Below are 20,647 nucleotides of genomic sequence, written 5' to 3' on the forward strand. Positions count from 1 at the left end.
TGCCTAGTACGACAACGTCAGGTTCAAGAACACCCCCTTCGCCCGCCCCGCCACCCCTCCCAGCGTGGTCCGGTACTGCAAGCTCGCATCAACATGCGAGCGCTGAGCGTTGTAGCGGTCCTCGTTGAACCAGTAGCGCAGGTTGATGCCCACGCCCGCGCCGGCCGACCAGCTCGATCCGCGGTCGGACAGGGCCACGCTGTCGAAGCCCGCGATCGGTACGCCGCTCGCGCGGTTCCGGTTGGAGAACCAGTCCGCGGCGAGCGTGACGTGGGGGAAGAACACGAGACGGTCGTTGTAGTCGGTGACGAAGCTGCGCCCGATGCGCACCTCGCCCGCGGCGAAGCCCTGGCCGCGCTTGAGGCGGCCGCTGCCGTCGGCGAGCACGTTGCCGGCGGTGTCGCGCACGGTGTAGGCGGCCGGCATGTCGAGCAGGGTGTAGCCGGCTTGCAGGTAGCCTTCCATGGTGAACCAACTGCGCGTGTCGAGCCGCCGGCCGGTGCCCTCGTAGAAGCCGTAGAGCAGGTAGGCCTGCCAGCCGCCCGAACCCGTGTCTGCGCGGTAGTCGAGGGCCGCGGAGCGGTTGTTGAGCTGACAGCGCAGGCTCGCGGGCGCGGGATCGATGGCGCCGGAACGCGTGGCGCTGCCCAGCATGAACTGCCGCTCGAGGCCGAAGGTGAGTCCGGTCGCGGTGTCGGGCGTGTAGCGCACGCCGAGGGCGCCGCTGGTCGAGGGCAGACCGGCGATGCCGCGGGTGCGCTGCTCGGGCGTGATGCCGATGCCGCCGCAGGGGTTCTGCACGAGCTGCGCGGCGGTCACGTCGGTGCCGGCGTGCAGGGTGGTCGAGAGGCGGCCGTAGACGTCGAAGATGCTGCGGTTGGTGTTGAGCATGCCGCTCGGGCGCCAGAACACCTCGGTGGTGTTGAAGCTCGCGTTGCCGGGCACGGCCACCGGCTGGCCGGGCAGTCCGAATGAGGCGGCATGCGCGCCGCGGTAGCCCACGGTGCTGTTCACGCCCCATTCGCGCGCATAGCTGGCGATGGTGCTGCGCAGGTCGTGGAGCTGCTGGCGGTCGAGCGAGAGCCAGCCCACGTCCTCGTCGTCGACGGCCTGGCGCAGCGTGGCGGCCGCACCGGCGCGGTCGCCGGTGCCGGCGGCCGCCTGGGCCTCGTCGAGCAGGTTGCTGCGCGGGGCCTGGCCGGTGTGGCGGGCCGCGACGAAATCCTGCAGCGCGAGCGCCGGGTCCTTGTTGGCGATGTGCAGGTAGCCGCGCTGACGCAACAGGGTGGCGTCCGCGGGTTGCGCGGCGATCGCGGTGTCGAGCCGCTGCACCGCCTGCTGGCGTTCCGCGGTCGTGCCCGCGGCGAGCGTGGTGGTCAGCAGCTTCTGGCGCGATGCGTCGTCGGGCCGTTCGGCCGCGGCCTGCTTCGCCAGCGCGATGGCCTCGGGATAGCGCTTCTGCGCATAGGCCGCGTAGGCCCGCGTGGCGGCATCGCCGGCCTTCGGCGAGTCCCAGGGCGCGAGCGCGCAGGTCGGGCCCTCGGGCGTGTCGTTGCAGAGCTTCACGGGCGCATAGGCGGTAACGGGCGGCGTGGCGGGCGAGCCCCAACCGCTCGCGGCATCCTCGGCCCGCTGGCGGCGTGAGCGCACCTGCGCGTCGTCGGGCGGCAGCGGCGCGAGCAGCGTACGCGCGCGCTCGCCGTCGCGCGCGGCCAGCGAGAGATCGGCGCCGATCAGGCGTGCGTCGCGGCGCTGTGCCTCGTCGACCTTCGCGTCGGCGACCACGGCATCGACATCCTGTTGCGCCTCGCCGCCGCGCGACAGCTGCTGGCGCAGGTAGGCGCGCTGCAGCCGCAATGCCGCGCTGTCGTCCTGCGCTGCCATTGCCTCGGTGGTGGCCTGTTCGGCGCCTTCGATGTCGGGCACGGCCTGCAGCGCATCGATCAGCAACTGGCGGTGGCTCGCGACATCGGGCGCGAGGCGCACCGCCTCGCGGGCCTCGTCGACGGCCGCGCGCGGCTGCTGGCGCGACAGCGCGTCGTAGGCCTTCTGCGCATGCCGCTGCGCGATCGAACGGCTGCCCTGCCGCACGCGCGCGGCGATCTCGGCGGCGTTCGGCGCGCCCAGGTCCAGCGCGGTGGCTGCCGCCTGCACGAGTTCGTCGTGGCGCTGCTGCCGCGCGAGCGCGTCGAGCCACAGCAGTGCCCAGGGGCCCTGGCTCGGATCGGCGCGCACCGCTTGTTCGGCCGACTTCGCCGCCTCGGCATCGCGGCCTTCGGCGTAGTCGCGGTAGGCCTGCGCCGCGAGCGAGAAGCCCGCGCGGTAGGCCTCGGTGCCGGGCGTGCCGTCGGCGGGCGTGGCGCGCAGGTTGGCCAGTGCCGTGCGCAGCGCCGCGTTGCCATGGCCCTGGTCGATGGCGCGCTCGGCCGCGCGCGCGGCCTCGTCGTTGCGCCCCAGCTTCTGCAGCGCATACACGCGCAGCAGGTGCACGCGCTGCGCCGCGGGTTGCAGGCGCAAGGCGACGTCGGCACGCGCGAGCGCGGTCTCGAAGTCGCCGCGGCCATAGGCCTTGAAGGCCTGGTCGGCCAGTTGCCAGGCACGGCCGTGCGACGAGCGCTTGCGCGGCGCGGTGCGCGTCGGCACCGGCGCGGCGCCGGGCGCGGAAGCGGTTGAAGTCGAAGTCGAGGGCGAAGGCGCGGCCGGCAGCGAATGCACGGCGGCGAACGCGGGCACCGCGGGCCAAGCCGCGGCCAGCGCGACCGCCAGCAGCGTGCGGTTGTCGAACCTCTTCATGCCGGCACTCCCTGCGCGCCCTGCGGCGCGAGCGGCGCCAGCACCGAATCGCCGCGCTGGAACGAGATCGCCTCCTCGAGCGTGCCCGCGTCGAGCCAGCCCTGCTCGAGCAGGATGCTGCCGAGCTTGCGGCCCGTGCCGCGCTGGATCGTGAGCGCGTTGTCGAGCTGCGTCTCGTCGATCGCGCGCCACGACAGCAGCACCTCGCCCAGCCGCTGGCGCTGCTGCACCAGCTGGTCGGCCGAGGGGAAGTCGTGCATGGTCTTGTCCCACACCAGCCGCTTGCCGAACAGCTTGTGCGAGAGGAACAGCTTCCACGCGCGCGCCGCGGCCATGGCATTGATGAAGTTGCCGATCACCATGCGCGGTATCGACAGCAGCCCGTGCTCCCAGCCATAGAGCGCCGACACGAAATGGAAGCGCTGCGCGAAGCGCAGCAGCAGCGCCACGGCATTGAGCTCCATCACCGTCATGAGCCAGCCGCCCGACTGGAAGATCGACGGGTAATAGACGGTCCACCAGCCCATGGCGTCGGCGAAGAAGAAAAGCAGGAAATTGAGCATCAGCAGATAGCCGAGGATGGCCACGAAGGCGGTGAACAAGCCCTTGCGGTCGCGGAACAGCAGGTACTTGGTGGCCAGCGAGCCGGCCCAGCCCATCTGCTCCCAGCCCTGCAGGCCGATGCCCAGGGTCCAGCGCGCCTTCTGGCGGTAGGCGGTGCGGAAGGTGTCGGGGAAGTACTCGCGCACGCCCAGCGGCATGCGCAGCGAGCCGAGCTTCTCGCGGCCGGCGCCGAACCAGGCGGTGCGCCGCGTCACGTACTCGACGTCGAACTTGCCGAAGATCTGCTTCATGCCGAGCCGGCCCAGGCGCGCGCCGATGTCGTAGTCCTCGGTCAGGCTGGCGGTGTTGAAGGGCTGGTTGTCGAGCTCCGCGGCCAGCGTCTGCAGCGCGCGGTGCGAGAAGCAGGTGCCGACGCCGGCCGAGGGCACCATGCGCGACAGGCTCTCGCGCACCACGAGGTCCTTGCTGTGCCACTCGGCGAACTCGTCCATGTAGGTGCCGGCCACCAGCTCGAACCAGTGGCGCTCGAGCGAGGTCACGGGCAGCTGGATGAAATCCATGCGCGGCAGCAGGTAGTTGAAGTACTTGAGTTCGAGCGGATGCAGCACGTCCTCGCTGTCGTGCAGCACGACGCCCGCGAAGGGCTCGCCCATGGTGCGCTCGTGCTGGAACAGCGCCTGCACCACCCAGTTGAGGCAGTCGGCCTTGCAGGTCGGGCCGTCGTGCGGCACCTCCACGCGCACCAGCTGGCGGTAGCGCCGGCGCATGCGCTCCACCTCGGCGATGGTGCGCGCGTCGTTGCGGTAGGTGCCGACGAAGATGGCGTAGTTCTTGTACTCAAGCGTCGACACCATGTTGGCGAGCATCGGCGCGATCACGTCGTACTCGAGCCAGGCCGGCACCATGATGGCCATCGGCTGTTCGCGCGCCGCGCGCAGCTGCGCGGCGGTCAGGCGCCGGTAGCGGCGGCGCACGGTCAGCGAGCGGTAGATCTCGCGCACCCAGTACCAGGCATCGACGAACAGGTCGTCGATGCTCGACAGCAGGATCACCACGCCGACGACCGCGGTCACGATCTCCAGACCGCGGTAGTAGTCGGCCAGCAGGAAGGGTCCGTAGAGCTCGAACATGCGGCTTCGGTCGGGTCCTCAGTGCTGCGACTTGGCCGCATGGCGGCGCCGCGCGCGCCAGGCCAGCAGGATCAGCAGCAGCAGCGCGAACACGGCCACGCCGATCACCGGCATGCCCCAGGCGGCGTACGAGCGCCATTCGAAGAACGCGCCTTCGCCGCCGCGGCGCGCGCTCGCGTCCGCGGGATTGCCGCTGTCGAGCCAGCTCACGGGGCCGTCGACGCCGAGCATCGCGATGTCGCCGCGGTTCAGCACGAAGGGCTTGGCCGGCACCACGGGGCGCGCGCCGATCGGCTGCCACTGCATGCCGTCCTGGCCATGGGCGCGGCTCACCTCGATGGCGCTCAGCTGCGACAGGTCGTCGACCTCGAGCCACGGCGCCTTGCGGCCATGGATGCGCAGGCTCGCGTCCTTGACCTCGACCTTCGAGGCGGCGCCGTCGACCGCCACCTGCAGCGCGAGGAAGGGCTTGCTCGGCGAGAAGGCGCCGGACTGGGTCACCACCAGCTCGGAGCGCACCGGCGTCACGCCGGCGGCCACGGCCATGCGCACCAGGCGCGCGAGGCTCGCGGGCGCGTCGGCCAGCCAGGCCTGCGGCACGGCGACCTGCGGGTTGCCCGACATCAGCGGCAGCAGGCCGACGAAGCTGCCGTCGGGCTGCGCATCGCCCGCGCGCACGAAGCTGGTGGGCAGCACGTTGACCGGGAAGCCCTGCGGCATCTCCTGGCAGTCGTTCGAATAGGGCTGGCGCTGGAAGGACACGCGCACCACGTTGCTCAGGCCCAGCGCATAGCCGGGGATGCGCGCATCGAGGCGCTCGGGTCGACCATCGGCCTCCAGGCGCTTGGCCGACAGCAGCACGTCGTTCCAGAACACCGAGGCCACGGGACGCGTGGACGAAGCGCCGGGCGCGGCGGCCACGTCGATCACCAGCTCGGAAGGCATGCGGCCGTTGGCCGCGACCACGCCCAGCGGCAGGGTGGCGGTCCACTCGCCGCGCGACACCACGTCGAAGCCGGCCTCGCTGGCGCCCAGGCTGTTGAGGCGGATCGCCGGACGTTCGCTCGCATCGGGCGCGTCGGCCGTGCGCACGCCGGCCTGGCGCGACACCAGCAGGTTGCGCCAGGTCTCGGCGAAGACGCCGGCCGCCTGCGCGCCCGCGTTCTCGGGCACCACGATCACCGGATGCGCGCCGAGCGTGGCGAGGCGCACCTGGCCGGCGCTGGCGGCATCCGCGGCGAGCGCGGTCTGCTGCTCGCGCCAGAGCGCGAAGGCGCGCAGCGCGTCGGCGTCGCCCGCGAACTGCACGGCCAGCGCCTCGAGTGCTTTGGCGATCTGCTGGCGCAGCGCCGCATCGACCACTAGCACATCGCCGCTGGCCGCGGTGGCGCCGAGCACCAGCAGCGCGCCGACCTCGGCTTCGTTCTTGAGTTCGTAGCGCGCATTGCCGCTGGCGAGACCGGCGAAGGCCGGCAGCGCGGCCAGCCCCGCGGGCACCTGCCAGCCCGAGGTGTCGACGATGTCGCCGGCCACCGGGAAGGCCTGGATCTGCACGCGGCGGTTGGCCTGCTCGAGCGCGACGCCGAGGCGCCAGGCGCTGTCGTAGCTGGTCTTCGAGAGATTGCGCGAGGCCACCAGCAGGACCGGGCGCGCGGGCAGCGTGGCCCAGGCGTCGGCGAGGCTGGTCAGCGCGCCGCTGTTGAAACGGTAGTTGAAGCGTGTCTCGGGCGAGATCGCGAGCACGTTGCCGGTCGAGCGCTCGAGTTCGCAGACGCGGCGCGCCACGTTGTTGGACCACTGGACGCCGAGGCGCACGAAGTTCGCGCTGCGCGCGACGCCGGTGTCGACCTTGAGGTTCTGGCTCGCGTCGCCCTCGGCCGCCTCGATGCGGCGCGCCTGCACCGGCCGGCCGTTGACCGTCAGCAGCATCGAGGTGCTGCCGCCCTCGGCCTTGTGATAGCGGCCGCTGAAGTCGATGCTGGCCTCGGCCAGCGCGAGGCCGCGCGGCACCGGCAGGTAGAACTCCTGGCGGCTGTCGAAGCCGTTGAGCAGCACGGTGTCGCCGATGCCCAGGTCCGACAGCGCGAAGCTGCGGTTGACCCAGGTCTCGCCCTGCAGGCGCTGCAGCGCGTCGCTCGCGGGGCTGGCGTGCGCGAGGAAGGAGGTGCTCAGGCCACCGAGGGCGAGCAGGGCCGTGGGTGCGAGGAGGGCGATCCGTCGTGAGAACAGAGAAGGCATGGAGAGACTCGGCAGGAAAACTTGAAAAAAGAGGGGCGGCGTTCGGCGCTCAGGGCACGAACTCGGCGGTGTGCCGTTCGCACAGCACGTCCACGATGCGCTGGCTCGCGCGCGCGTCGCCGTAGGGATTGCCGCGGCGGCAGAACTCGGCGTGCACGGCGGGGTCGTCGAGCAGGCGGCGTGCCTCGCCCACGATGCGCTCGGGCGAGGTGCCCACCAGCCGCACGGTGCCGGCGGCCACGGCCTCGGGGCGCTCGGTCACGTCGCGCATCACCAGCACCGGCTTGCCCAGCGAGGGCGCCTCTTCCTGCACCCCGCCCGAGTCGGTCAGGATCAGGTAGGCGCGCTGCATGAACCAGACGAAGTCGAGGTAGCCCAGCGGCGCGATCAGGTGCACGTTGGGCAGGCCCGACAGCTGGGCCTTCACCACGTCGTGCACGTTGGGGTTCAGGTGCACCGGGTAGACGATCTGCACGTCGTCGCGCTGCGCCAGCTCGCGCAGCGCGGCGCAGATGTTGCGAAAGCCCTCGCCGAAGTTCTCGCGGCGGTGGCCGGTGACCAGCACCAGCCGGCGCCTGGCATCGACCCAGCCGTGGCGCTTCTCGAGCGTGGCGGCCAGCGGGCGGTCGGACTCGAGCCGCTCGACGGTGGCCGCGAGCGCGTCGATCACCGTGTTGCCCGTGACCCAGATGCGCCCCGGCGGCTTCTCGGCGAGCAGCGCGTCGCGCGAGGAGGGCGTGGGCGCGAACATCCAGCTGCTGACCGAATCGACGAAGCGGCGGTTGAGTTCCTCGGGGAAGGGCGAGCGGATGTCGCCGCTGCGCAAGCCGGCCTCGACGTGGCCGACCGGAATGCGGCGATGGAAGGCGGCCATGGCGCAGGCCGCGGCGGTGGTGGTGTCGCCGTGCACCAGCACGCAGTCGGGCTGCTCGGCCTCGAGCACCGCGTCGGCGCCCGCGATCAGGCGGCCGTAGAGCCCGTTGAGCGACTGGTTGGGCCGCATCACGTCGAGGTCGTGGTCGGCCTCGAGGTCGAACAGCGACATCACCTGGGTCAGCATCTCGCGGTGCTGGCCGGTCACGCACACGGTGCTGCGCACGCGCGGCTCGCGGCGCAGGGCGGCGACGAGGGGGGCCATCTTGATGGCCTCGGGACGGGTCCCGAAGATCGACAGTACGTGCATTTCGAGGAGTCAGTGGCTGGTGCCGACGCACAGCCTCCCCGCGTGTGGACGCAAGGCGGCGGCAAGCCGGACACGAACAAATGAATAAAGGGGTACTCGCGTACCCCCTCAGGGCGGGACCGGTCTGCGCCGTCTGACCCTCGAAGCCGACAGTGTAACTAAAGATTTAACAAATCATCAACGATTGAAAACGGAAGTGTCTACTTTTTGGCACTTTGGGCCGCCGAGTCGGCGGCCCGCCCGCTCAGCCCGCGCGTCGCGCCACGTCCACCACCGCGGCCGCGAAGGCCTGGGGCGCTTCCTGCGGCAGGTTGTGGCCGATGCCGCCGTCGACCTGCCGGTGCTCGTAGAAGCCCGAGAACTTCTTCGCGTAGCTGGCGGGCTCGGGGTGCGGCGCGCCGTTGGCATCGCCTTCGAGCGTGATGGTCGGCACGGTGATCACGGGCGCCTTGGCGAGCCGGTCCTCGAGCGGCTGGTACCTGGCCTCGCCCTCGGCCAGGCCGAGGCGCCAGCGGTAGTTGTGGATCACGATCGCGACGTGGTCGGGGTTGTCGAAGGCGCGCGCGCTGCGTTCGAAGGTCGCGGCATCGAAGTTCCATTGGGGCGAGGCGAGCTGCCAGATCAGCTTCGAGAACGCGTTGCGGTTCTTGTCGTAGCCCAGGCGGCCGCGCTCGGTCGCGAAGTAGTACTGGTACCACCACTGGAACTCGGCCTCGGGCGGCAGCGGGTTCTTGCCGGCCTCCTGGCTGCCGATCAGGTAGCCACTGACCGACACCAGCGCCTTCACGCGCTCGGGCTGCAGCGCCGCCATGATGCAGGCCGTGCGCGCGCCCCAGTCGCAGCCCGCGACCGTCGCGCTGCGGATCTGCAGCGCGTCCATCAGCGCGAAGATGTCGGCCGCCACCACCGACTGCTGGCCGTTGCGCGGCGTGTCGGCCGAGAGGAAGCGCGTGGCGCCGTAGCCGCGCAGGTAGGGCACGATCACGCGGAAGCCCGCGGCCGCGAGCAGCGGCGCGACGTCGACGAACATGTGGATGTCGTAGGGCCAGCCATGCAGCAGCAGCACCGGCGCGCCGTTGGCGGGGCCGGCCTCGAAATAGGCGACGTTGAGCACGCCCGCATCGATGTGCTTGAGCGGCTCGAGGCGCCGCGGCGTGCCGCCGGCGGACGGCGTGTTCGACTGCGCGAACGCGGGAACGACCGCCGCGAACTGGGCCGTGGCGAGGCCGATGGCGGCCTTGGCGAGGAACGAGCGGCGCTCGAGCGGGGAGGAAAGCGTCATGGGAACTCCTTGCGAATGGTGGTGGATGGCATCGGGCCGAAGGCCTGTCGCGCCGGTGTCGTTCGCGGTGCCTGGCGATCGATGGCGCGGATGTTCATTCGCGGGAGTGCCCGGGGGCGGGGGCTGCGTATCGCTGTGTATCCCGGGGTGGTTCGCAGACAGTAAATTTCGTTTTTCGCGAGGGATGTGCTTCGACCTGAAAGGACGTGAGGGGTCGAGGAACGCTTCCGACCAGGTTTGTCGTGATAATGACGATGTATATACCTGGTCAGTACAAGGAGTGCCATGTCCAAGGAAGCCGTATTCACGATGAAGCTCGAGCCCGAGCTGCGCGACGAGTTCATGGCCGCCGCCCAGGCGCTGGACCGTCCGGCATCCCAGGTGGTGCGCGATCTGATGCGGGAGTTCGTACGCAATCAGCGCGAGGCGCAGGAGCATGAAGCCTTCGTGGCGCGAAAGGTGGAAGCCGGCCGCCGCGACATGCGAGCTGGAGATGGACGCTCGCATGACGAGGTCGAGGCCGACTTCGCCGCTCGGCGCAAGCAACTGCTCGAGCGGAGCACCAAGGCTGACGCGTGAGGGTTCGTTGGACCCGTCAGGCCGAAGGCGATCGGGAAGACATCCTGGCCTACATCGCCGCCGACAACGTGCACGCGGCGATCGCGATGGACGAATTGTTCGGCGCCGCCGCTGCCCGGCTGATCGACTTTCCATTGCTCGGCAAGCGAGGGCGGATCGCCGGGACCCGGGAGCTGATTCCGCACGAGAGCTATCGCATGGTCTACGAGGTGGACGATGTCGCGCAAACCGTTTGGGTGTTGACGCTGCTGCACACGGCTCGGCAGTGGCCGCCCGCGCGTTGAGCCGGGCTTGTCGCATTCGCGCGTCTCGCCTGCCGACCCACCCACCCACGCGGGCGGCTCCTACGCGGCGCGGCTGCGCCGTCCATAGACTCGTTTCCAGTCATTGAAGACCTGGACAACGAGAGGACCATCCGAATGAGCTTCGAGGAAAGAATCGACCTGTGGGAACACGCGTTCATCTGCCGTGCGGAACCCGACGGCAGCGGCCGCTACCTGGCGCGGCTCGACTATGCGGGCGGCCCCGCCTTCATTGCCGATGAACTGCCCGCGGACGACCTCGGGCACGGCAGTGCCGAGGAGGCGCTGCGGCAAGCCCAGCTGCAGGCCATGCGATGGGTGCACGACCGAACGGGCGACGCGCAGGGCCAGTTCTGAGTTTCGCGCTCTGAGCGCCGAGCCTCGGCAGGCTCAGGCTGGCGGCGATCGCAGCGCGGCCGCGAGGAAATCCACCAGGGCCGCCACGCGCCGGCTCGGCGCACCGCCCGGAAAGACCGCGAACAGGTCAATCGGCCCCGCCACGTAGCCGCCCAGCACCCCTTCCAGCGCACCGGCCTCGAGCTCGTGCCGGATGTCCTGCCGGTTCTTGAAGATCACGCCCACGCCGTTCACGGCCCATTCGCGCAGCACCGAGCCGTCGCTGGCCTCGCGGTCGCCCGACACCTTGACGTTGAAAGGCCGACCGCCGTCGCGAAAGGTCCAGGCCGCGAGCGGCGCACCGGGCCGCGCGAGCACCAGGCAGTTGTGCTGCGCCAGTTCGCTTGGGTGCGCCGGGCGGCCGCGCGAGTTCCAGTAGGCCGGCGCGGCGCAGACCAGGCGCTCGCCGGGCACCAGCAGGCGGGCCTGCAGGTTCGAGTCGGGCAGCGGACCGAAGCGGATCGCGAGGTCCATGTGGGTCTCGATCAGGTCGATGGTGCTGTCGCTGAGATGCAGCCCGATGCGCACGCGCGGGTGGCGCTGCTGGAAGGCGTCGAGCAGCGGCCGCAGCTGCGAGCGGCCGAAGTCGTTGGTGGCGGTGACGCGCACCGGGCCCGACAGCTCGCCCTGCTGGCGCAGGCCGCCCAGCGCCGCATCCCATTCCGAGACGATGCGGCGCGCATCCGCCACCAGCGCCTCGCCCTCGTGGGTGAAGGCCAGCCGCCGCGTCGAGCGCTGCATGAGCCGTGCGCCCACCTCCTGCTCGAGCTGGTTGATGGCCAGGGTCACGGTCGAGGTGGCGACGGCGCGCTGGCGCGCGACCCCCGAGAAGCTGCCCCATTCGGCGACATCGATCAGCAGGCGCAGGGCGTCGATCCGGTCCATTGTTCGAGGATGTCGAAAGGTGATTTGGAGATGAGCCGGATTATCAATGGATCGATGCAGAAATACGATCGCGGCCATCGACCAAGGAACCCCATGAACATCCACTTCAACCACCGCCGCGTGCTCGTCACCGGCTCCACCAACGGCATCGGCTTCGCCACTGCCCAGGGCTTCCTGGCCGCGGGCGCCGAGGTCGTGATCAACGGTCGCAGCGAGGCCGGCGTGGCGGCCGCGCTCGCGCGGCTGGGCGACGCGGCCTCGCGCGCCCACGGCTTCGCGGGCGATCTCTCGACGCCCGAGGCCTGCGCGGCGCTGCAGGCGCGTCATCCCGAGTTCGACATCGTCGTGAACAACCTCGGCGTCTTCGGGCCGCAGGACTTCTTCGACACGCCCGATGCGGAATGGGACCGCTTCTTCCAGACCAACGTGATGTCGGGCGTGCGCTGCGCGCGCGCCTATGCACCGGGCATGGTCGCGCGCGGCTGGGGCCGCATCGTGTTCGTGTCCTCGGAGTCGGCGCTCAACATCCCGGCCGACATGGTCCATTACGGCTTCTCGAAGACCGCGCAGCTCGCCGTCTCGCGCGGCCTTGCGAAGCGGCTGGCCGGCACCGGCGTGACGGTCAACGCCGTGCTGCCCGGACCCACGCTGTCCGAAGGCGTGGCCGACATGCTGCAGGCCGGGGTGGAGGCCTCGGGCCGCGGCCTGGAGGCGGTCGCGGCGGACTTCGTCACCACGCACCGCGGCTCGTCGATCATCCGCCGCGCCGCGCGCGTGGAAGAGGTCGCGAACATGATCCTCTACGCCAGCTCCGAGCAGGCCTCGGCCACCACCGGCGCCGCGCTGCGCGTCGATGGTGGCGTGGTCGACAGCATCGTCTAGCGCTTCTTTCTTCCCCGATCCCCTTCGTCCCGTTCCAGCCGCCCGCGCCGCCGCGCGCGGGCGGAGGACGGGGCTCGTCCGCAAGCTTCCTCCAAGGAGATTCCCATGTCCCATCCGTACCCGATCCTCCAGGCCATCGAAGAGCGCCGCACCACCAATCTGTTCGATCCCGCGCGCGGCATCAGCGACGAGCGCATCGAGGAACTGGTGCGCCTGGCCACGACCGCGCCGACCTCGTTCAACCTGCAGAACTGGCGCTTCGTCGCCGTGCGCACGCCTGAACAGAAGGCGCGGCTGCGCGCGCTGGCCTGGGACCAGGCCAAGGTCAGCGAAGCCGCCGTGACCTTCATCGTCTGCGGCCAGCTCGCCGACCATCGCACGCTGCCCGATCGCCTCGCGGGCGCCGTCGCGGCCGGCTTCATGCCGGCGGAGATGGTCCCGGGCTGGGAAGGCGCGGCCAAGAGCCTCTACTTCGAGCAGCCGCAGCGCCAGCGCGACGAGGCGGTGCGCAGCGCGACCTTCGGCGCCGGCGCGCTCATCTACGCGGCGCAGGCGATGGGGCTGGGCTCCGCGCCGATGATCGGCTTCGATGCGCCCGCGGTCGCCGAGGCCTTCGCGCTGGCGGCCGACGAGATCCCGGTGCTGCTGTTGGCCATCGGCTACGCCACGCCCCAGAACTGGCCGCGCAAGCCGCGCCGGCCGCTGGCGCAGGTGCTGCAGCTGGTCTGAGTCGCGGCGCTGGATTCGAGTCGTGCCTCTGGCGACGCGGCCCGAGCCGCCCCTGTCGGCGCAGGCCGACGCCCCGAAGGGCAAAAGGACGAAGGGCGACGCCTGGCATCCGGTGCGCAATGGGTTAAGGGGGTGAGGACTCCCGCCACCAGTTGCCCACCATGGTCGATCTCCCATCAGGTCACGACCCCTCGAGCGGCCCGTCGTCCGACGAACTCTCGCGGCGGGTGAGGAGCGATCAGCTACTGTCGGTGCAGCGCAGCGTGCGTGCCGTCGTGCCCTCTGGCATGGCCGTGGGTTGCGTGACCGCCGGCGTCGCGCTCTATGCCTCGGTGCACTGGGCCGGGCCGGCCGCCTGGCTGCTGCTGGTCGTTCTGTCCAATGCCTACCGGGCCCATGTCTGCCGGTCGCTGCGCGCGGTCGAGCAGGCCGTGGCCGGCATGGACGAGCGCGAACTCGCGAGGCGATTTCGCCGCATCACCTCGTCGTCTTTGCTGTCGGGATGCGTGTGGGCGCTGCTGCCGCTGTTCTGTGACAGCGAGAACCCATCGGAAACGCTGTTCTTCCTGACCATCGTCTGCGGCGTCTGCGCCGGCTCCGTGATCTTCAGCGCGGCCTATGCGCCGGTGCCGATCGTCTTCGTGACGCCCGCGCTGGCCGCGGTCACCGCGTGGCTGCTCCATGCCGGCGGCTTTCATCACAACGCGCTCGCGGCGATGGTCTTCGTCTACCTGTGCACGCTGGTCTACGCCTCGCGACGCGGCGAGCGCGCGTTTCGCGCCAGCAGCCGGCTGAAGAACGAGGCGCTGTTCATGGCGGCCGAGCTGCAGCGCACCCATGCCGAGTCCACGCGCGCGACGCGCGAGCTGGACTTTCGCGCCAACCACGATTCGCTGACCGGCCTGCTCAACCGCGAGGGCTTCGCGAAGGCGGCCGCGCGCTTCGAGGTCGCGCAGGCCGACGTGGCGCCGCATGCGGCGCTGATGCTGGACCTCGACGGCTTCAAGGCCATCAACGATGCCTTCGGCCACAAGACCGGCGACCGCGTGCTGCAGGACGTCGGCCGGTGGCTGCAGCAACGGCTGGCGCAGCATGACGCGGTGGTCGGCCGCTGGGGCGGCGACGAGTTCGCGGTCTTCTATCGCCCGCAAGGCGCGGCCGATGCGCCCGAGCACGTGGCGCAGGGGCTCATCGACTCGATCGGCCATGCCACCTCGCACTACGGCGGGCAGCTTGGCGTGAGCGTGGGCATCTGCACCAGCCTCGACCGCTCGGCCGAGGAGATGCTGAGCTTCTCCGACGAGGCGCTCTACGAGGCCAAGCGGCGCGGGCGCAACCGCTGCCACCGCTTCGACGAGGTGCTGCATGGCCGCCTGCTGCGCCGGCGCGACATCGAGCGCGACATGGTCGAGGCCATGGCGACGCGCGCCATCTGCGCCTGGTACCAGCCGATCCTCGCCGACCGCGGGCAGCGCCTGCACAGCCTCGAGGCCGTGCTGCGCTGGCGGCATCCGAAGCACGGCTGGGTCGCGCCCGGCGAAGTGATCTTCGCGGCCGCGAGCACGGGCCTGGCCGAGCGCCTGCTGCGCCACATCCTCGAGGAGGTCTGCCATGGCCTGGTGCAACTCGGTGGCATCGGCGGCGCCTTCGCCGAGCTGCCGGTGGCGATGAACGTATCGCCGCGCGAGATGTCGCAGCTGCCGGTCGATGTCATCACCGCGCAGGTGCTCGCGGCGCACGGCCTGCCGCCGCGCCGCCTGCAGATCGAGATCACCGAGGAGGTCGCGCTCGACACCTCGACCGCGCGCGCCCGGCTGCGCGCGCTGGCCGAGTCCGGCGTCGCGGTCGCGATCGACGATTTCGGCGTCGGTTACTCCTCGCTGGCCTCGCTGCGCGGCGAGCACGTGCACCAGGTGAAGATCGATCGCAGCTTCGTGTTCGGCCTCGATTCCTCGCCGGCCAGTTGCCTGATGGTGGAGGCGGTGGTGCGGCTGGGGCGCTCGATGGACATCGAGGTGGTGGCCGAGGGCGTCGAGAGCCAGGAGGAGTTCGAGACGCTCACGCGGCTTGGGTGTCCGCTGCTGCAGGGGTTCTATTTCATGCGGCCGGCGCCGTTGGGGCAGGTGGTGGCGTGGGCGCAGCGGCGCCGGGACTCCCTTCCCGTCACGATGGCGTCGAGGTCCTGAGCGATGGATGCGGGCAGCTTGCACGGAAGCCGTCGATCGAGCGCTGCGTCGCCACCAGCTCCTGCGCCAGCCAGCCCCTGAACGCACGCAGCGGCGGATAGTCCTTCTTCTCGCCGGGATAGACCAGGTAGTAAGCCAGGTCCTCGCTGGCCAAGTGGCGATAGGGCACGGCCAGCCGCCCTTGCTCGATGTCGTCGGCCACGAGGAAGTAGGGCGCGAGCCCGATGCCGAGGCTGGCGGTGACCACCTGCACGATCATCAGGTAGTGCTCGAACACCGGTCCCGGCGGCGTGTGTCCCATCTCCACGCCCAGGCTGCCGAGCCAGAAGTTCCACGAGTCCATGCGCGAGGCCAGGTGCACGAGCGTGTAGTCCAGCAGCCGGCGCGGCTCGTCGAACGGGCCGTAGCGGCGCAGGAAATCCGGGCTGCAGATCGGCACCACCGCGTCCTGCAGCAGGAACTCCATCTCGGCGCCGCTCCATGAGGACTTGGCGCCGAAATGAATGGCCGCATCGATGTCCTCGATGTGGAAGTTGAACGGCGACAGGTGGGTGGTGAGGTTCAGGATGACGTCGGGATGGCGTGCCGAGAAATCGGAGTAGCGCGGCATCAGCCACCGGGCCGCGATGCTGGGCAGCACCGCGAGGTTGAAACGGCCGCTGCTGCGGCCACCGGCCTTGAGCTCGACCGACGCGGCCTCGAGCTTGTGCAGCAGCGGCTGGATGCGCCGCAGGTACGCATCGGCCGCCGGCGTGAGCGTCAATCGCTTGCCTTCACGCACGAACAGCAGCGTGCCGAGTTCGTCCTCCAGGGCTTTGATGAGCTTGCTGATCGCGCCCTGCGTCACGCACAACTCGTCGGCCGCGCGGGTGAAGCTGTGGTGCCGGGCGCTGGCCTCGAACGCCAGCAGGCACGAAAGGGAGGGCGTGTGGGTTCGCATTCAATGCATGAGCGTTGGTCATCCACCAAGGAGGAAAAATCGCTTTCGGCCGTGCAACGCAATTTTCATAATCGTCGCGGACACGCCGCATTCTAGGGAGAACAGGCGTAATTCCCATCGTTTTCAGGCACGCCATCTTTCTCCGGATCCATGAGCAATGGAATTGGTGGCGACGCTGAATCGGCCGCCTTGGCATGGACCGCACAGGAGAAGAAATTGCCTCACGAGACATCGTTGCCCCGGGTCGTTCGCGCCGACCGCGGGACCGAACTTCGAACCCGCAGCTGGCGCACGGAAGGGCCGTTGCGCATGCTGATGAACAACCTCGATCCGGACGTTGCGGAGAATCCCGCGCAGTTGATCGTCTATGGCGGCGTGGGGCGCGCGGCGCGCAATTGGGAGGCCTTCGATCGCATCGTCGAAACGCTCGAGCGGCTGGACGAGGACCACACCCTGCTGGTGCAATCCGGCAAGCCCGTGGGCGTGTTCCGTACCCATGCGATGGCGCCGCGCGTACTGATCGCCAATTCCAACCTCGTGCCCAAATGGGCCACGCAGGACCACTTCAACGAGCTCGAGCGCAAGGGCCTGATGATGTTCGGCCAGATGACGGCCGGCTCCTGGTTCTACATCGGCAGCCAGGGCACGGTGCAGGGCACCTACGAGACCTATTCGGAGGTCGGGCGTCGGCATTTCGGCGGCTCGATGGAGGGCCGATGGATGCTCACTGCGGGGCTCGGCGGCATGGGCGGCTCGCAACCCCTGGCCGGGCGGATGACGGGGGCCGCGATCCTCGTGGTGGAGTGCCAGCAGAGCCGCATCGACATGCGCCTGCGCACTGGCTACCTCGACGTGCAGGCGCGCGATCTCGCGCATGCGCTCGAACTCGTCGACGAGGCGCGTGCGCAGCGCCGCGGGTTATCGATCGCGCTGTGCGGCAATGCCGCCGAGGTCCTGCCCGAGATCGTTCGCAGCGGCCTGTGTCCCGACGTGGTGACCGACCAGACCGCCGCGCACGACCTGCTGCACGGCTACCTGCCCGCCGGCTGGGACGTGGCGCGCTGGGAGGCGGCGCGCGCGAGCGACCCCCGCGCGGTCGAGCAGGCGGCGCGCGCATCGATCGCGCTGCATGTGCGCGCGATGCTGGACTTCAAGGCGCGCGGCGCCGTGGTGTTCGACTACGGCAACAACATCCGCCAGGTCGCGCTCGATGAAGGCGTGGCGCAGGCCTTCGACTTTCCGTCGTTCGTGGTGGCCTATGTCCGGCCGCTGTTCTGCGAGGGCAAGGGGCCTTTCCGCTGGGTCGCGCTGTCGGGCGATCCGCAGGACATCTACAAGACGGACGAGCGCCTGCGCGCCTTGTTCCCGCGGGACCAGGCGCTGGGCCGCTGGCTCACGATGGCACGCGAGTGCGTCAGGTTCCAGGGCCTGCCCGCGCGCATCTGCTGGCTCGGCCTGGGCGAGCGGCATCTCGCCGGGCTCGCGATCAACGAAATGGTGCGCAACGGCGAGCTCAGCGGGCCGATCGCCATCAGCCGCGATCACATGGACTCGGGCTCGGTGGCCAGCCCGAACCGCGAGACCGAAGGCATGCTCGACGGCTCCGATGCCGTGGCCGACTGGCCGCTCCTGAATGCGCTGCTCAACACGGCCTGCGGGGCCGACTGGGTCAGCATCCATCACGGCGGCGGCGTGGGCATGGGCTATTCGATCCACGCGGGCATGGCGCTGGTGGCCGATGGCGCGCAAGGCACCGACGAGCGCATCGCGCGGCTGCTCTGGAACGATCCCGCCACCGGCGTGATGCGCCACGCCGACGCGGGCTACGAGATCGCCGCGCGCACCGCGCGCGAGCGCCAACTGGACCTGCCTTCGCTGGCAGCCTGACTCTGAAGGAGCACGTCATGAAATGGACAAGGTACTTCCTGGCCCTCGGGCTCGTCGTCGGCGCGTCGATGGCCTCGGCGCAGACCAGGCACGTGGCGATCGCGAACATGGTCGACATTCCCCAGCTGATCCAGGTCAAGACCGGGCTCGTGGACGCACTGCGCGGCGCGGGCTACGTCGAAGGCCAGAACCTCAGGCTCGACTACCTGTCGGCCCAGGGCAACGCGGGCATCGCCACGCAGATCCTGCGCAAGTTCGTCGGCGATGCGCCCGACGTGATCGTCACCATCACCACGCCGATGGCGCAGGCCGCCTTGTCGGCCACGAGGACGGTGCCCGTGGTCTTCACCGTGGTGACCGATCCGCTCGGCGCCAAGGTGGTCCCGTCGCTGAAGCGTCCGGGCGGCAATGCCACCGGCATCTCCGACCTCGCGCCGATCGAGCGGCAGCTGCGCCTGATCAAGGCCTTCATGCCGCAGGCCAGGCGCCTGGGGGTGATCTACAACACCGGGCTCGATGGCTCGCGCTACCAGATCGAGGTGCTCAAGCCGCTGCTCAAGGCCCATGGCATGACGCTGGTCGAGGCGAACGCGCCCACCTCCAACGAGGTCGGTTCGGCCATGCGTTCGCTCGTGGGCAAGACGGACGTGGTCTGGATTCCCAACGATCCGACTGTGTACGCGGCGCTCGAATCGGCGGTGCGCATCGGTCAGGAGCAGAAGATTCCCGTGTTCACGGCCGAGACCCGCACCGTGGAGCGCGGCGCGGTGGCTTCGATCGGCTTCGACTACAACGCCGTCGGCGAGGAAGCGGCCCGCCAGGTCGTCAAGATCCTCAAGGGCGCGAAGCCCGGCGATATCGACGTGGAAACGCCGCAGGTGTTTCGCACGGTCGTGAACCAGCGCGCCGCGCAGGCCGCGGGCCTGAGCATTCCGGACGACGTGGCCCGCCAGGCCAACATCGTCAATCGCTGAGGAGGGCGGGATGAATTTCTACGCCTTGCTGGGCGCGCTCGAGACGGGGCTGATCTTCGGCTTCGTCGCGCTCGGAACCTACATCACCTTTCGCCTGCTGAAGTTCCCCGACATCACGGTGGAGGGCAGCTTCCCGCTCGGCGGTGCCGTGGCCGCCGCATCGATCGTCGCGGGAGCCAATCCCTACCTGGCCACCTTGCTGGCCTTCGTCGCCGGCATGCTCGCGGGCTCCCTCACGGCCTTCCTCAACGTCCGGCTGCGCATCCTGCACATCCTCAGCGGCATCCTGGCCTCGGTCGCGATGTATTCGGTGAACATGCGCATCATGGGGCGGCCCAACACGCCTTTGCTGGGCACGGACACGGTGTTCACGGGGCTGGGCGCGCACTTCGTCGGCAGTGCCTATGCGGTGCCGCTCGTGCTCATCCTGCTGTGCGTGGCGATCGTCCTGCTGCTCAACCGCTTCCTCGCTTCCGAAACCGGCCTGGCCCTGCGGGCGACCGGCGCCAATCCGCGGATGGCGGCCGCCTACGGCATCCACACCGGCCGGATGACCTGGCTGGGGCTCGCCATGGCGAACGGGCTGTCCGCCCTCGGCGGTGCGCTTTTCGCGCAGACGCAGGGCTCGGCCGACGTCAACATGGGCGGCGGCGTGGTGGTCGTCGGCTTTGCCGCCGTGATCGGCGGCGGGGTGCTGATCAGGAACACGACCATCGTGCGCGCGACCTTGTCCGCGCTGGTGGGCGCCGTGCTCTATCGCATCGCGGTGGCGCTGGCCCTGGACGTCGACAGCATCGGGCTCACGCCCTCGGACTTGAACATGGTGACCGCGGCGCTCGTGGCCCTGGCACTGGTTGCGCCCGGCGTGGGCCTGGCGGGTGCATTGCGCGGGAGAAAAGCATGATCAGGGTCGAGAAGCTCGATGTGGTCTTCAATCCCGGCTCCGCGCTCGAGAACCACGTGCTGCGCGGCCTGTCGCTGGACATCCCCCAGCAGCAGTTCATCACGGTGATCGGTTCCAACGGCGCCGGCAAGTCGACCTTGCTCAATGTGCTCGCGGGAGAGACGACCCCCACCGGCGGGGCCGTCACGATCGATGGCGAAGCCATCGCCGGCTGGCCGGTCGCGCGTCGCGCCGGGGCCATCGCCCGTGTCTTCCAGGACCCGCTGGCGGGCACCTGCGAGGAACTGACGATCGAGGAGAACATGGCCATCGCCCTGGCGCGCGGCCATGCGCGCGGACTGGGTCACGCGGTGACGGCGCCTCGGCGCGAGCGCATCCGCGCGGCGCTGGCCCGGCTCGGCCTCGGCCTGGAAAACCGGCTGCACGACCGCATGGGCCTGCTCTCGGGCGGGCAGCGCCAGGCGATCAGCCTGCTGATGGCGTCGCTCAACGCGTCGAGCCTGCTGCTGCTCGACGAACACACGGCCGCGCTCGATCCGCGCACCTCGGAGTTCGTGATGAAGCTCACCGACGATCTCGTGCGCGAGCTCAAGCTCACGGTGCTGATGGTCACGCACAGCATGCGCCAGGCGCTCGATCACGGCGACCGGACCATCATGCTGCACCAGGGGCGCATCGTCTTCGATATCGCCGGCAGCGAACGCGAGCGGCTCGATGTTCCCGACCTGCTGGCGCTGTTCTCCCAGCGCAGCGGCAAGGAACTCAGCGACGACAGCCTTCTTCTGGGATGACC

General features: G+C 70.0%; 17 protein-coding genes. 10 read left to right on the forward strand and 7 right to left on the reverse strand.

All coding sequences use genetic code 11. From position 1 onward, the window contains the following. Nucleotides 1–3: 3 nt before the first annotated feature. The 5 genes from AC07PU_RS02845 to AC07PU_RS02865 form a co-directional block, all read right to left on the reverse strand. Nucleotides 4–2,793: an NfrA family protein gene (locus AC07PU_RS02845; protein ID WP_495315061.1), complete on the reverse strand. Its 2,790-nt coding sequence runs from the start codon at nucleotides 2,791–2,793 to the stop codon at nucleotides 4–6. Beyond that, complete coding sequence (locus AC07PU_RS02850) at nucleotides 2,790–4,487, reverse strand: glycosyl transferase family protein (RefSeq protein ID WP_261211215.1); 1,698 nt, start codon at nucleotides 4,485–4,487, stop codon at nucleotides 2,790–2,792. The genes AC07PU_RS02845 and AC07PU_RS02850 overlap by 4 nt, the downstream gene beginning before the upstream one ends. Nucleotides 4,488–4,505: 18 nt before the next feature. Next, nucleotides 4,506–6,725, reverse strand: a complete 2,220-nt coding sequence (locus tag AC07PU_RS02855) for a cellulose biosynthesis cyclic di-GMP-binding regulatory protein BcsB (RefSeq protein WP_495315064.1) — start codon at nucleotides 6,723–6,725, stop codon at nucleotides 4,506–4,508. Between the two features lie 49 nt (nucleotides 6,726–6,774). Beyond that, entirely contained in the window at nucleotides 6,775–7,908 is a 1,134-nt protein-coding gene (gene wecB / locus AC07PU_RS02860; protein WP_208510019.1) for a non-hydrolyzing UDP-N-acetylglucosamine 2-epimerase, read from the reverse strand. A 244-nt stretch (nucleotides 7,909–8,152) separates the two neighbouring features. Next, nucleotides 8,153–9,190: an alpha/beta fold hydrolase gene (locus tag AC07PU_RS02865; protein ID WP_495315066.1), complete on the reverse strand. Its 1,038-nt coding sequence runs from the start codon at nucleotides 9,188–9,190 to the stop codon at nucleotides 8,153–8,155. Between the two features lie 285 nt (nucleotides 9,191–9,475). On the opposite strand from AC07PU_RS02865, the gene AC07PU_RS02870 reads away from it, so the two are divergent. From AC07PU_RS02870 to AC07PU_RS02880, 3 genes are all read left to right on the forward strand, one after another. Next, nucleotides 9,476–9,769 (forward strand): antitoxin of toxin-antitoxin stability system, encoded by a 294-nt coding sequence (locus AC07PU_RS02870; RefSeq protein ID WP_495315068.1) that lies wholly within the window; start codon nucleotides 9,476–9,478, stop codon nucleotides 9,767–9,769. Then, the gene (locus AC07PU_RS02875) at nucleotides 9,766–10,053 is read left to right on the forward strand and encodes a type II toxin-antitoxin system RelE/ParE family toxin (protein ID WP_495315070.1); all 288 of its coding nucleotides are present in this window, start codon (nucleotides 9,766–9,768) and stop codon (nucleotides 10,051–10,053) included. Before AC07PU_RS02870 ends, AC07PU_RS02875 begins: the two co-directional genes overlap by 4 nt. A gap of 135 nt (nucleotides 10,054–10,188) precedes the next feature. Then, nucleotides 10,189–10,428, forward strand: a complete 240-nt coding sequence (locus tag AC07PU_RS02880) for a hypothetical protein (RefSeq protein WP_495315072.1) — start codon at nucleotides 10,189–10,191, stop codon at nucleotides 10,426–10,428. A 33-nt stretch (nucleotides 10,429–10,461) separates the two neighbouring features. On the opposite strand, the gene AC07PU_RS02885 is transcribed toward AC07PU_RS02880, so the two are convergent. Beyond that, nucleotides 10,462–11,352, reverse strand: a complete 891-nt coding sequence (locus AC07PU_RS02885) for a LysR family transcriptional regulator (RefSeq protein WP_495315074.1) — start codon at nucleotides 11,350–11,352, stop codon at nucleotides 10,462–10,464. 93 nt (nucleotides 11,353–11,445) lie between these two features. On the opposite strand from AC07PU_RS02885, the gene AC07PU_RS02890 reads away from it, so the two are divergent. The 3 genes from AC07PU_RS02890 to AC07PU_RS02900 all read left to right on the forward strand — a co-directional run bounded on the left by AC07PU_RS02890 (nucleotide 11,446) and on the right by AC07PU_RS02900 (nucleotide 15,149). Beyond that, entirely contained in the window at nucleotides 11,446–12,234 is a 789-nt protein-coding gene (locus tag AC07PU_RS02890; RefSeq protein ID WP_495315076.1) for an SDR family NAD(P)-dependent oxidoreductase, read from the forward strand. A 105-nt stretch (nucleotides 12,235–12,339) separates the two neighbouring features. Beyond that, entirely contained in the window at nucleotides 12,340–12,963 is a 624-nt protein-coding gene (locus AC07PU_RS02895; RefSeq protein WP_495315078.1) for a nitroreductase family protein, read from the forward strand. A 161-nt stretch (nucleotides 12,964–13,124) separates the two neighbouring features. Continuing rightward, a complete protein-coding gene (locus AC07PU_RS02900) occupies nucleotides 13,125–15,149 on the forward strand; it encodes a putative bifunctional diguanylate cyclase/phosphodiesterase (RefSeq protein ID WP_495315080.1) in 2,025 nt (674 codons plus the stop codon). Here AC07PU_RS02900 and AC07PU_RS02905 read toward each other — a convergent pair. Further along, nucleotides 15,127–16,089 (reverse strand): LysR substrate-binding domain-containing protein, encoded by a 963-nt coding sequence (locus AC07PU_RS02905; RefSeq protein WP_495315082.1) that lies wholly within the window; start codon nucleotides 16,087–16,089, stop codon nucleotides 15,127–15,129. The genes AC07PU_RS02900 and AC07PU_RS02905 overlap by 23 nt on opposite strands. A 150-nt stretch (nucleotides 16,090–16,239) precedes the next feature. Here AC07PU_RS02905 and hutU point away from each other — a divergent pair, with 150 nt between their 5' ends. The 4 genes from hutU to AC07PU_RS02925 are packed head-to-tail and all read left to right on the forward strand — an operon-like array spanning nucleotide 16,240 to nucleotide 20,645. Further along, on the forward strand, nucleotides 16,240–17,976 hold the full coding sequence (hutU, locus tag AC07PU_RS02910; protein ID WP_495315084.1) for a urocanate hydratase: 1,737 nt from the start codon (nucleotides 16,240–16,242) through the stop codon (nucleotides 17,974–17,976). Nucleotides 17,977–17,993: 17 nt separating this feature from the next. Then, nucleotides 17,994–18,950 (forward strand): ABC transporter substrate-binding protein, encoded by a 957-nt coding sequence (locus tag AC07PU_RS02915; protein ID WP_093352266.1) that lies wholly within the window; start codon nucleotides 17,994–17,996, stop codon nucleotides 18,948–18,950. A gap of 10 nt (nucleotides 18,951–18,960) precedes the next feature. Continuing rightward, complete coding sequence (locus AC07PU_RS02920) at nucleotides 18,961–19,854, forward strand: ABC transporter permease (RefSeq protein WP_495315087.1); 894 nt, start codon at nucleotides 18,961–18,963, stop codon at nucleotides 19,852–19,854. Then, nucleotides 19,851–20,645, forward strand: coding sequence for an ABC transporter ATP-binding protein (locus AC07PU_RS02925; protein ID WP_093352261.1), 795 nt, complete (start codon nucleotides 19,851–19,853; stop codon nucleotides 20,643–20,645). The genes AC07PU_RS02920 and AC07PU_RS02925 overlap by 4 nt, the downstream gene beginning before the upstream one ends. The last annotated feature ends 2 nt before the right edge of the window (nucleotides 20,646–20,647 follow it).

The organism is Variovorax sp. GW821-FHT10D07, assembly GCF_059415325.1.